The following is a 13,346-nucleotide window of genomic DNA, read 5'->3' on the forward strand; positions in this document are numbered from 1 at the left end:
GGCGTAATGAAGTTACTTCAGTTACGCCTTTTTGTTGATTTAATAACCATTAGGGGTGGTTATTTTATGCTCATCAAATGCACTTAACATATCATCAATAAACGTAAGTCGTTTTTCACGCTCAGTTAAATCTGTAATAAATTTCAATTTTGATGGGCCATCTAAGCGGAAAATGGCAGGTTGCTCCTGAAGTAAGCTGATTAAATAGCTTGGATCGACTTTGTTTTTCTCACCAAACTCAATAAAACCACCTTTATCATGCGCTTCAATTCGGGTGATACCCAAGCTCATCGCACTTAAGCGAATAGCGGCATTACGCAGTAGATAACGTCCTGCATCAGGCAATTTACCAAATCTATCAATTAACTCTGCTTTTAGATCATTAAGCTCTGTTAAGTCGATAGCACTAGCAATTCGCTTATAGAATGAAAGTCTGACATTTACATCAGGAATGTAATCATCAGGCAACAAGACTGGCATTCTTAATTCAATTTCAGTTTGTTGATTGGTGAGATCTTCAAGTGATGGCTCTCTACCTTCTTTAAGTGCTTCTACAGCGCTTTCTAATAATTCCATATAAAGTGAGAAACCAACGGTATTCATTTGACCGCTTTGTTCTTCACCTAGTAATTCACCTGCACCTCGAATTTCTAAGTCATGAGTTGCTAATGCAAAACCGGCACCCAGATCTTCCAGTGAAGCAATCGCTTCTAAACGTTTATGAGCATCCTTTGTCATTGCTTTCGGATGTGGCGTCAACAAATAAGCATAAGCTTGATGATGAGAACGACCTACACGACCACGTAATTGATGTAATTGCGCTAAACCAAAATGATCTGCCCGTTCAATAATAATGGTATTTGCAGTGGGTATATCGATACCTGTTTCAATAATTGTGGTGCAAAGTAATACATTAAAACGCTGATGATGGAAATCATTCATCACACGCTCAAGTTCACGTTCCCGCATTTGCCCGTGACCAATACCAATACGCGCTTCAGGAACGAGTGCAGCCAGTCTCTCGCGGGCTTTTTCGATATTTTCAACATCGTTATACAAATAATAAACTTGTCCGCCACGCAAGGTTTCACGCAAGATAGCTTCACGAACCACTAAATCATCATATTCACGAACGAATGTTTTCACGGATAAGCGACGTGCTGGCGGTGTTGCAATAATAGAAAGATCACGCATGCCACTCATTGCCATATTCAGCGTACGAGGAATAGGCGTTGCTGTTAGCGTTAAAATATCGACATTTGCGCGCATAGCTTTGATACGCTCTTTGTGACGAACTCCAAAGCGGTGCTCTTCATCAACAATTAACAATCCCAAATCTTTCCATTGAATATTCGGTTGAAGGAGTTTGTGTGTACCAATCACAATATCAATTGTTCCTTCAGCCAGTTTTTCTGTGATTTGTTGCTGCTCTTTTGCACTACGAAAACGCGAGATCATCTCAATATTAACGGGCCAATTAGCAAAACGATCACGGAAATTATCAAAATGTTGCTGAGCTAATAGAGTAGTTGGTACTAAAATGGCAACTTGCTTATTGTTGTTAACTGCAAGAAAAGCGGCACGCATCGCAACTTCTGTTTTACCAAATCCGACATCACCACAGACGAGTCTATCCATTGAAATAGCTTGGCACATATCGCTAAGTACCGCATTGATAGCCATTTCTTGATCAGGTGTTGTTTCAAAAGGAAAACTTTGACGGAAAGATTGATACTGCTCTTTGTCCATTTTAAAGGTAAAGCCTGTTTTTACTTCACGTTGAGCATAAACATCTAATAACTCGGCTGCGACATCACGTACTTTTTCAGCGGCTTTTTGACGAGCTCTTACCCATGCATCGCCACCCAATTTATGTAATGGGGCATTTTCATCTGCACCACCAGAATAACGGCTGATCAAATGCAGTGATGAAACAGGAACATAAAGCTTGTCATTACCTGCGTAGCTTAACATCAAATATTCAGCTTTAACGCCACCCGCTTCTAGGGTTGTCATACCTTGATAACGGCCAACACCATGCTGAAGATGAACAACAGGTTGCCCTATGCTTAATTCAGCAAGGTTGCGAATTAAGGTATCTGTATTGATGGCGCGACGATTGTCATGGCGACGACGATTAATGCGTTCACCTAACATATCGCTTTCACAGATCATGGCTAACTGGCGATGGCTATCAATAAAACCATGCTCTGCGGCACCAATGATAAAGTAAAAACCTTTCTCTTGGGCGTCAGATAATTCAATGATCTGCTTGGGTGCTATTTTTATCCGTGATAAAAGCTCTTGTACTGTTTCGCGTCTACCTTCACTTTCAACAGAGAAAATCACACTGCCTGAAAATTGTTCTTGGAATCGGCGTAAGTTATCTAAAGGCGATTTACTTTGAGCGTTAATCGATAAATCAGGAAGAGGCTGATAGCCTAAATTGGTCTGTCCGGCTTTTTCTGGCAACGTTTCTGTTTTAAGTTGAATACGAGGCCACTGTTTTAATTCTTTATTAAATTTATCAACATTTAGCCAAATATCATCTGGCGGTAACAGTGGTCGCATAGGATCAACACGACGGCTTTCAAAACGTTGATTGATGTCTTGCCAAAATTTTTCGGCAAAATCTTGCAGATCTTGTGTCACTATCAATGTGTTTTTAGGGAAATAAGCAAATAAGTTAGATAAAGGCTGTTCAAAAAATAGGGATTGCCAATATTCAATTCCCGTTGGCAATATGTGTTTACTTACTTGCTGATAAATATGTTCAGGATCACGTCTTACATCAAACCGCTCGCGCCATTGGCTACGGAAAATTTCTATCGCATTTGCATCTGTTGGGAATTCATGGGCAGGCAGCAAATTAATTTGATCAACTTCTGTTAATGTCCGCTGTGTGTCAACATCAAAAGTACGCAGGCTATCTATTTCATCATCGAAAAAATCAATACGATAAGGAAATTCACTTCCCATCGGAAATAAGTCTAATAATGCACCACGCGTTGCGTATTCCCCATGTTCTAATACTTGTTCGACATGGCGATATCCCGCTTCATCTAATGTTTTACGTAAATTATCACGAGAAAGTATCTCTCCTTTTTGCATTACCAACGCATGACTTGCGAGATAATCAGTAGGGCAGACTTTCTGCATTAACGTATTGACTGGTAAGATTAAAATTCCCTTGAGAAGTGATGGAATACGGTATAGCGTAGAAAGGCGGTTTGAGATAATTTCTTGATGAGGTGAAAAACTGTCGTATGGCAGTGTTTCCCAATCCGATAATGTCTCTACTGGATAATCACAAAACTGACGGATTTCATCTTGTAAACGTAATGCATTTTGCATATCACGAGTAACAAGAACGACTAATCCAGAGTGGCGTTTGATGATCTCTGCACATTCTAGAGCACAAGCGGCACCAGTCAGTTGACCTAGCTGACGAGTATCCCCTTGTTTTATAGGAAGTTGATAACGATATTCTGAGGACATAAGCGTGTAATGTGAACTCTTTGTTGTAGTTAACTCCCAACACATCTTTAGCTTAATGGCTAAAGCTTAAACTGGCGGGCAGGTTAAGATAAAAGAAAAAACCACAGTTTGGGAATAGAGTGGTTCCATTCAGTAAGACTACCCTTTATTATCCCTGAACACTTCGCATTAGCAACAGGAACAGCACAGATTTCATGTACAATTCTGTCTCATTTTATATAGGGCTCCGTTATATGCGGGGTCGTGCGGTCGATAAGTTCGGTCGCTTCGTCTCATGGCTATCCGCTTTAGGGATTATGTTAGGTGTAGCGGCACTGATCACAGTGACTTCTGTCATGAATGGCTTTGAACGTTCATTGCAAGAAAGTATTCTTGCTTATATTCCACAAGCAATCGTGACATCACCTAACGGGCAATTACCCCGAGATCCAAATATAGCTGAAAGACTACTGACGCGTGAAGGTATCATAAACGTGACCCCTTTAGTAGAAGGTGATGTTGTTTTGCAAAGTAAAGACAATATCAGCGTTGGTGTCATGCTGGGTATAGAAAAAGAGCAAGATGAACCTTTAACGCGGTATATTCGGTTTGGGGATTTTTCTATGCTGAAAGCAGGCGATTATGGTGTGATTTTAGGAAGTGGTCTTGCTAAACAGTTAAAAGCAAAAGAGGGGGATAGCATTCGCCTTATTGTGCCAAGTGTAAGCCAATTAACGCCAATGGGAAGATTACCTAGCCAACGGTTATTTACTGTTAAAGGTATTTTCCAAAGTAGTGGTGATGCAGATGCTTCACAAATCTTAGTGAATCAGCAAGATGCAGCACGTTTAATGCGTTATCAGCCGGGTAATATTACCGGATGGCGTCTTTTCTTCTCTGATCCTCTTAATATTGAAAAATACAGTGCGCAACCTTTAGATAAAAATCTAAGTTGGAAAGACTGGCGCGAACGTAAAGGTGAATTTTTCCAAGCTGTTAAAATGGAAAAAAATATGATGGGATTATTATTAAGCTTAATTATCGCAGTGGCGGCTTTTAATATTATTACCTCACTTTCTTTGTTAGTGATGGAAAAACAAGGAGAAGTCGCTATTTTGCAAACGATGGGTTTAAAACGCTCTCAGATTATGTCCATCTTTATGCTACAAGGTGCAGGTGCAGGTATTTTAGGGGCGGTAGCTGGTGGGCTTTTAGGTGCATTACTCTCGAGCCAACTAAACGTCATTATGCCAGCTGTAGGACTTATCCCTCAAGGAGTGGAATTACCCGCAACACTTGATTGGGGGCGTGTCTTTATGATTGGTTTCTCCGCTATTATTATTTCCCTTTTATCCACTTTATACCCGTCTTGGCGGGCCGCGGCTATTCAGCCAGCAGAGGCGCTACGTTATGAGTAATTCTTCTTTGAATAAACAGTCAATGGCATCAGAAAAACAAATGCAAATTAACAAAGATGGTTTATTGGATTGCCACGCCCTATGTAAACAATACCAAGATGGTTCTATTTCCACACAAGTGCTGAAATCAGTCTCTTTTAAAATGGATAAGGGCGATTTTCTTGCCATAGTGGGAAGCTCAGGTTCAGGAAAAAGTACCCTATTACATTTATTGGGCGGGCTCGATTCTCCAACATCAGGTGAAGTCTTTTTTAAAGGGCAGTCACTTAATAAATTATCCTCTTCGGAAAAAGCGGATCTGCGTAATAGCCAATTAGGCTTTATTTATCAATTTCATCACCTACTACCTGATTTTACAGCGCTTGAAAATGTTGCTATGCCACTAATGATTGGTGGCACGAGCGCTTCAATGGCAAAAGAAAAAGCGATGTCTTTACTTGAAGCTGTTGGATTAAAAGATCGCGCTCATCATCGCCCTTCAGAGCTTTCTGGTGGTGAGAGACAACGTGTTGCGATTGCAAGAGCATTAGTAAACGATCCTGCATTAGTTCTTGCTGATGAACCAACTGGTAATCTTGATCAGAAAAATGCAGAAGGGATTTTCGAATTGTTGATTAAGTTAAACAAAGAAAAACAAACTGCATTTCTGGTCGTCACGCATGATTTGTCATTGGCTGCTCGTTTTCAGCGCCAACTTGAAATGAAAGATGGTCAACTACAGTCACAAAACGCAATTTCAGGAGTGAAATAATGGCGCAATTGCCACTTGCATTAGTGACCGCATTACGTTTTTCAAGAGGACGAAAACGTGCGGGAATGGTTTCTTTAATTTCAGTTATTTCAACGCTGGGCATTATGCTTGGTGTTGCTGTCTTAATCATTGGCCTAAGTGCCATGAATGGATTTGAACGTGAATTAAAAAATCGCATTTTATCGGTGGTGCCTCACGGGCAAATTTATTCAGTAGATCAGCCATTTATGCAATGGAAATCCGCATTACCTCGTATCGAGAATACTCAAGGTGTTGTCGCTGCTGCTCCTTATGTTTTACTTACTGGATTGTTAGAAAAAGGAACAGAGTTAAAGGCAGTGCAAGTTATGGGTGTTTCACCTGAAAAGCAAAGTGATATCAGCCTGTTACCTCGATATGTCCAAAACAATGCATGGCAAGATTTTAAGGCAGGTAAGCAACAAATTATTATCGGGCAAGGTGTTGCTGATGCACTAAAGATCAAACAGGATGATTGGCTCACCGTATTAATTCCTAATAATGATGATCCAACTAAACTTTTACAGCCTAAACGTATTCGCTTACAAGTCAGTGGCATATTTAAACTTAGTGGTATGCTCGATCATCAATTAGCGTTAATTCCTTTAACGGATGCCCAGCAATATATGGATTATGGGCAAGGCATTACTGGGATTGAAGTGAAAACGGTAGATCCTTTTTTCGCCAATGAAATTATTCATAATGCAGGTTTAAACAGCAAAGAATATGTTTATGCAAAAAGCTGGATAAGTGATTATGGCTATATGTATAGCGATATTCAGATGATCCGTAGCATTATGTATTTATCGATGATCTTAGTGATTGGTGTCGCTTGTTTTAATATTGTCTCAACGCTGATTATGGCGGTAAGAGATAAAAGTAGTGATATCGCTATTTTACGAACATTAGGCGCACGAGATAGCCATATTCGTAATATCTTTTTATGGTACGGCTTATTATCAGGCATGATTGGCTGTATCGCAGGTGTGATATTTGGTGTGTTGGTTGCTTATAATTTAACGCCATTAGTGTCTGTTATTGAATCATTAACAGGACATAGTGTGTTGTCTGGCGATGTTTATTTCGTTGATTTTCTACCTTCAGAAGTTCATTTAATTGACGTTTTCTCTGTATTTATTACCACTGTGATCTTAAGCCTGATTGCAAGTTGGTATCCTGCACGTCGAGCCACTAAACTAGATCCTGCAAGAATTTTAAGTGGACAATAAGTTTATTGACATACAAAGAAGAAAAAACGCTTAAACTAGTGAAGGTAAGAAACGCGATATTTAAATTTGAAAACCAAGGATTGTAATGATGAAACTTAAACTTCGTCATCGTCGGCTTAGGAAGTTTCGTAAAATTAAGAATTTACGTAGACAACATTCACGTTGTCGCTATTTTCATCTAACCCATAAAACGGAACATGAAATGAATTTACCCAAAGTTGTCGTATTAACAGGGGCTGGCATTTCGGCTGAATCAGGAATTAAAACATTCCGATCAGAAGATGGATTGTGGGAAGAACATCGCGTTGAAGATGTTGCAACACCTGAAGGTTATCAACGCAATCCCCAATTGGTTCAGCAGTTTTACAATGAACGTCGCCGCCAATTGCAGCAACCCTCTATTCAACCAAATGAAGCGCATTATGCATTAGCGAAACTAGAGCAACGTTTAGGCAAAGAGAATTTTTTACTGGTGACTCAAAATATTGATAATCTGCATGAAAAAGCAGGCAGTAAACATATTTTGCATATGCATGGTGAATTGCTGAAAGTGCGTTGCCCTCAATCTCGCCAAGTATTTGAATGGAAAGGGGACTTAGAAACAACAGATCGTTGCCATTGTTGCCAATTCCCATCACCATTACGCCCTCATATTGTCTGGTTTGGTGAAATGCCAATTGGTATGGAAGAGATTTATCGTGCTTTGGCTGAGGCTGATATTTTTATCTCTATCGGTACATCTGGAAATGTTTATCCAGCAGCAGGTTTTGTCCATGAAGCTCGCTTAACAGGTGCTCATACCGTTGAGCTAAATCTTGAGCCAAGTTTGGTTGAAAGCCAGTTTGAAGAGAAACATTATGGCCCAGCGAGCCAAGTAGTTGATGAATATGTTCATAAATTGTTTGAATTAATTAATGATCCTAAAGCTGATTTGACGCAATAATTATTTTATAGAGTTCCCTATTATTGTTCTTAGAGAGATCTTAGGGGGCAAAATGGATAAATTATTAGAACGTTTTTTTGAATATATTAATTTTGATACACAATCAAAACCATCTTCAAAAATGTCACCAAGCAGTGATGGACAATTAAAACTAGCCAAGGCATTGGCTCAAGAATTAAAAAAACTGGGTTTTTCTGATGTGATGCTCAGTGATAAGGGATGTGTAATGGCAAGTTTACCATCCAATGTATCTTGGCCAGTGCCCGTTATTGGCTTTATTTCGCATCTTGATACATCTCCTGACTTTTCAGGAAAACATGTGAAACCACAAGTTCTTGAAGATTATCGTGGTGGTGATATTGCTTTAGGTATTGGTGATGAAGTGTTGTCACCAGTAATGTTCCCAATCTTACATTCAATGATTGGTAAGACATTAATTACTACTGATGGTAAAACATTACTGGGTGCGGACGATAAAGCGGGTATTGCTGAAATTATTACTGCGATGGTGCGCTTAAAAGAAACGAATCGACCTCATGGGGATATTCGTATTGCTTTCACTCCTGATGAAGAAATTGGGCGTGGCGCGCATTATGTAGATTTAAATGCATTTGGCGCAAGCTGGGCTTATACCGTAGATGGTGGTGGTGTTGGCGAACTGGAATATGAAAATTTCAACGCCGCATCCGTGAGTATCAAAATTGTAGGTAACAATGTTCACCCAGGCAGTGCAAAAGGGGTGATGGTTAACGCGTTAGGATTAGCAACGCGAATTCATCAAGAATTACCTGTCGATGAAACGCCAGAAAATACCGACGGTTATGAAGGTTTTTACCATCTGCAAAGTATCAAAGGCTCGGTAGAAAGAGCAGAAATGCATTATATTATCCGTGATTTTAACCGTAACTTATTTGAGAAACGCAAACAAAATATGATTGCGATTGCAGAGAAAGTCGGTAAAGGCCTACATCCTGATTGCTATATTGAGCTAACGATTGATGATAGTTATTACAATATGCATGATAAAGTTGTTCAATTCCCACACATCATTGAAATAGCCAAACAAGCAATGATTGATTGTGATATTGAGCCAAATATCAAGCCTATTCGTGGTGGTACAGACGGTGCTCAACTTTCTTACCGTGGATTACCTTGCCCTAATATTTTTACAGGTGGTTATAATTTCCATGGTAAGCATGAATTTATCTCTTTAGAAGGAATGGAAGCAGCGGTGAGTGTGATCATGCGTATCGCTGAAATTACAGCTGAAAGAGAAAAGGCTAAAGTGATTAATTAATCACTTATTAAGAGCTTCGAAAATAAAAAAATAGCCGATATTTCGGCTATTTTTTTGGTTACATTTTTTATTTACAGTGTTAGCTAAGGTTATTTATGTTCTTTTTAATCTTCATTTAACGTGTTACCTTCAGTTTTATCTTAAGTGATATTGATAAAACAAAATAGAATAAATTACTAAAAAGAAATCTAAAATAAATTAGATAGAGTCTCTTAAGTTAAAATAAAATCACTTCATAATAATATGAATGTTAATTATGAGTTTTTCAAACTTAGAATATACGCTATTTTACCGCAATAGATTGATAAATTAGAACAAGTTAATGTCATCTATAATTATTGTAAAATGATAATATAAGGATGGTAGAATGGATGCGGCATCAGGGAAATTAGTTAATCCTGTAATTGAAAAACAAATTGATTTAAATAATAAAAAAGAAATGAATATTAATAATGAAAATAAAGTGTTAATAAAAACACATGAAAAACAATCATTTATTATTATCTCTAGCTATTTTTTGATAACTTATTTAATCTCATTTTCTCTTTACGCAACAAATAGTAAGCATACGTTATTGCTTTTTTTCTTACAGAGTACATTTTTTGTTGTTATTCCTTTTTTCTTTCGTAATACAAGAGTACTTTTAAAAGAAACGATAAATTATTTAATTCGTTAAATTATAAAATATTTAATAATAAAAAAGCCCTGCCATTAATATGACAGGGCTTTATAACTTATTGTTGGAAATTAGTAATAATTAATCTTCAAAATACCAATAACCTTGATTAACTAACTGAGTTAATAAACGCACAAATTTTGGATCAGCTAATGCATCGCCCAAGTGTTGTTTATCAATATAATCATATTGGCAAAGCGCATCCACAGCTTCTATATGATCAGTATCCATCAATTGACCATTTACAAAACAGTTATCGCCAACACGTAACGCACGAATACCGTTTAAACGATGAAGTTGCTCACCTTGTTGCAGTAAATCGTGAATTTCTGCATTTTCATATAAAGGCTCTGGAACTGCGAGATCAAGTTCATGACGAGATTGAGAAATAAATTCACCAAACCAATGACGGAATACTTCTGGTTGAGCAAGTAAATCTTCCATCATGTCATGGAGTTTATTTAACTCTTGATGTTGCACTAATGCTGGGTTCTCACGCGGTGTTAGATCTGGATCGCTATAACGATAACTACCTAAATCATTTGCTAGCACATAGTCAGCGAAACCACTGAAAAGTTCACGGGCATTAGGTGCTCTGAATCCGACAGAGTAGTTTAGCGATTCTTCAATCGCATAACCTTCATGTGGGAATCCAGGTGGGATATAAAGAATATCACCCGGTTCTAATTCCTCATCAATAATTGCTTCAAAAGGATCAACTTGAAGCAGATCAGGGTGAGGGCAGTGTTGTTTCATTGGGATTTTTTCACCCACACGCCAGCGACGACGACCTTGTCCCTGAATAATAAAGACATCATATTGATCAAGGTGTGGGCCTACACCACCACCGGGAACAGAATAAGAGATCATTAAATCATCAATGCGCCAATCGGGTAACACGCGAAATGGCTTCATTAATGCCGCACTAGGAAAATGCCAGTGATCGACGGCTTGTACAAGTAAAGACCAGTCTTTATCACCAAGTCCTTCAAAGTGCTCAAAAGGCCCGTGTTTGACTCCCCACTGTCCGTCTTGGCAGCTTACAAGACGGCTATCTACTTCATCTTCCATTGCAAGACCAGCAAGTTCGTCAGGAGATAAAGGATCAACAAAACGAGAGAAGCCGTTTTTAATTAATAAAGGGCGTTTTTGCCAATGGCTTTCGAGGAATGATTGCCAATCTAAATTAAGTTTATAGTCCATTGTGTATATCCTGAATTCGGGAAGCCTGAAGCCATAGTATAATGAATTCTAATTTCCTGCTAAACATTCCTTTGAGCAATGTGAGTAATAGCGGGTAACACAATAATAATTGAACAGATATCATACATAACGCCGTATATTTGGCGGTAATGAAAAAAGAAAGGAGTGTCTTATCAATAATGATTATTCACGCTCAGTGGTAAGTTGCTGCTCAGCAAAGGTTACGGTGATACGAGCGCCACCTAAAGGGCTATCGGTAATAGTAATTTCACCACTGTATTGTTCAATAATATCTACCGCGATAGATAAGCCTAAACCTTGCCCCGGGCGCAGCGTGTCTGCTCTAGTTCCTCGCTGGAAAATAGCCTCTCTTTTTTCGGGGCTGACACCTGGGCCATCATCATCAACAATAATCATTACACTGTTTTCATTATTGCTAACGTTGATTTCAACGAATTCTAAGCAATATTTACAGGCGTTATCCAGAATATTTCCCATCACTTCCATAAAGTCATTTTTCTCACCTAACCACATAATTTCAGGTGAAACATTGAGTGTTAAATCAACTCCTTTTGACTGATAAACTTTACTTAATGCACTACAAAGATTATCGAGTAATCCTGACAACGAATGGAGTTTTCGCGTGGTAATATCGTGATCACCATGAATGGATGCGCGGTGTAGGTAATAACCCATTTGTTGTGAAATTCGTTCAATTTGGTCGAGCATAATAGGTTCAGCTTGCTCTATCGTCATTTGTTTGCCTGATCGCAAAGAGCGTAATGTTGATTGCAACACTGCTAGTGGCGTTTTTAAGCTGTGGGTGAGATCAGATAAACTTGTACGATATTTACTGTAACGACTGCGTTCATTACGCAATAACACATTTAAATTTCGGACTAAGCCTTTTAGTTCGGTTGGCGGGTTTTCATCCAAATCATTGCGAGTCCCTTTTTCTAATGCACTGATTTGTTCAATAACTTGCTTTATGGGTCTTAAACTCCAATGTGCAGCCAACCAAATTAAGGGGATAACTAAAAATAGATTTGCAAGAATGATATATAAGAACCAATCCCAAACTTGACTGACTTTTTGCATACGTTGGGGAATAGGATCGATAACCGCGATTGCCATATAAGGCATATTATCAGCCGCAGGATAATGATTAATCACAACAGAGTGAGTTAAAAACTCATTACTGGAATATTCGTCAAGGCGTTTGAGATAAACACGATATTGCGGTAACTGCTGTAACATTAAACGTGTTGTTTTGACATCAACAGAGATTTCAAATAGGCCTTCTTCATGGCGCCATTTATGTTTAATGCTATCAGGAATAGCTTTCGGTAAGTCGGGCGGCGTCCATAATACACTACCTTTATCATCAAAAATAACCACCAGCGAGGTATTGTTATTATTAAGATTTGTTGGAAATTCAATATTTAGCTTGCTCTTATCCCACTGCGCTAAGCTGTAGTAAAGATTACTTTGACTACGCATCAACATAAAAGTAGTTTTATCCACACTGACAATCGAACCGACAATGGCAACTAACCCATAAGAGAGTGTAAGTGCCAAAATAATGGCACTAGTTGCAAGTAAAAAGCGAGTTCGTAATGAGAGCGGAGAGCGCTGTTTTTTTTGCATATTAAGGTTTCATATCAAAACGGTAGCCTTGCCCACGTACTGTAACCACCACATCATTAGGGTATTTTTCTAAGATTTTTTTACGTAATCGACCCATTAGTACATCAATAGTGTGACTCTCTTTTAATTCAGCATCTGGATATAACTGACGCATTAATGCATCTTTACTAACAACTTTATTTTGATTGCGCATCAATGTTTCTAGAATTGTATATTCAAATGCGGTTAACTTAATTTGTTCTCCTGAAATCATGAACTCTTTACGTGATAAATCCAATTCAAAAGGTTCAATGGCGAGAGTTTGTGATGCAATTCCCATGTTTCTTCGCATTAATGCCTGAATACGTGCAACAATTTCTTCAAAATGAAAAGGTTTTGTCACATAGTCATCAGCACCTGCATTTAATGCTGAGACTTTTTCTTGCCAACTTTCACGCGCCGTTAAGACCATTATTGGTAGGGTAATATTATTCTCTCGCCATCTACGAATAAGGCTAATGCCATCTTCATCTGGCAATCCTAAATCCACAATGGCAACATCAGGTGTACCTTCTGCTATAAAGCTATCTGCTTCTTTGGCATCTTCTGCTGCATCAACCTGATGTCCAGCATCACGAAATTGCACAGATAAGTGATGGCGAAGTAAGATATTATCTTCAATAATTAAGATCCGCATTATTCCACCTT

The 13,346-nt window shown here is 38.6% G+C and carries 10 protein-coding genes; 6 read left to right on the forward strand and 4 right to left on the reverse strand.

All coding sequences use genetic code 11. The features are described from left to right. Positions 1 to 39 precede the first annotated feature (39 nt). On the reverse strand, positions 40 to 3,498 hold the full coding sequence (gene mfd / locus DK857_RS16720) for a transcription-repair coupling factor (RefSeq protein ID WP_109395339.1): 3,459 nt from the start codon (positions 3,496 to 3,498) through the stop codon (positions 40 to 42). Positions 3,499 to 3,692: 194 nt separating this feature from the next. On the opposite strand from mfd, the gene lolC reads away from it, so the two are divergent. From lolC to DK857_RS16750, 6 genes are all read left to right on the forward strand, one after another. Next, entirely contained in the window at positions 3,693 to 4,895 is a 1,203-nt protein-coding gene (gene lolC, locus DK857_RS16725; RefSeq protein WP_109395340.1) for a lipoprotein-releasing ABC transporter permease subunit LolC, read from the forward strand. 40 nt (positions 4,896 to 4,935) lie between these two features. Beyond that, positions 4,936 to 5,646, forward strand: coding sequence for a lipoprotein-releasing ABC transporter ATP-binding protein LolD (gene lolD / locus DK857_RS16730; RefSeq protein WP_202611132.1), 711 nt, complete (start codon positions 4,936 to 4,938; stop codon positions 5,644 to 5,646). Next, entirely contained in the window at positions 5,646 to 6,893 is a 1,248-nt protein-coding gene (gene lolE, locus DK857_RS16735; protein WP_109402767.1) for a lipoprotein-releasing ABC transporter permease subunit LolE, read from the forward strand. The genes lolD and lolE overlap by 1 nt, the downstream gene beginning before the upstream one ends. Positions 6,894 to 6,978: 85 nt before the next feature. After that, on the forward strand, positions 6,979 to 7,836 hold the full coding sequence (gene cobB / locus DK857_RS16740; RefSeq protein ID WP_088493175.1) for a Sir2 family NAD+-dependent deacetylase: 858 nt from the start codon (positions 6,979 to 6,981) through the stop codon (positions 7,834 to 7,836). A gap of 52 nt (positions 7,837 to 7,888) precedes the next feature. Next, complete coding sequence (pepT, locus tag DK857_RS16745) at positions 7,889 to 9,133, forward strand: peptidase T (RefSeq protein ID WP_109402768.1); 1,245 nt, start codon at positions 7,889 to 7,891, stop codon at positions 9,131 to 9,133. Positions 9,134 to 9,500: 367 nt separating this feature from the next. Continuing rightward, a complete protein-coding gene (locus DK857_RS16750) occupies positions 9,501 to 9,809 on the forward strand; it encodes a hypothetical protein (protein WP_109395343.1) in 309 nt (102 codons plus the stop codon). 81 nt (positions 9,810 to 9,890) lie between these two features. On the opposite strand, the gene DK857_RS16755 is transcribed toward DK857_RS16750, so the two are convergent. The 3 genes from DK857_RS16755 to phoP form a co-directional block, all read right to left on the reverse strand. After that, positions 9,891 to 11,012, reverse strand: a complete 1,122-nt coding sequence (locus DK857_RS16755) for a ribosomal protein uL16 3-hydroxylase (protein WP_075672658.1) — start codon at positions 11,010 to 11,012, stop codon at positions 9,891 to 9,893. A 183-nt stretch (positions 11,013 to 11,195) separates the two neighbouring features. Beyond that, positions 11,196 to 12,659 (reverse strand): two-component system sensor histidine kinase PhoQ, encoded by a 1,464-nt coding sequence (phoQ, locus tag DK857_RS16760; RefSeq protein ID WP_109402769.1) that lies wholly within the window; start codon positions 12,657 to 12,659, stop codon positions 11,196 to 11,198. A 1-nt stretch (position 12,660) separates the two neighbouring features. Then, positions 12,661 to 13,335 (reverse strand): two-component system response regulator PhoP, encoded by a 675-nt coding sequence (gene phoP, locus DK857_RS16765; protein WP_109395346.1) that lies wholly within the window; start codon positions 13,333 to 13,335, stop codon positions 12,661 to 12,663. Positions 13,336 to 13,346: the final 11 nt, after the last annotated feature.

Source organism: Proteus terrae, from assembly GCF_003144325.1.
Taxonomy (GTDB): Bacteria; Pseudomonadota; Gammaproteobacteria; order Enterobacterales; family Enterobacteriaceae; genus Proteus; species Proteus terrae.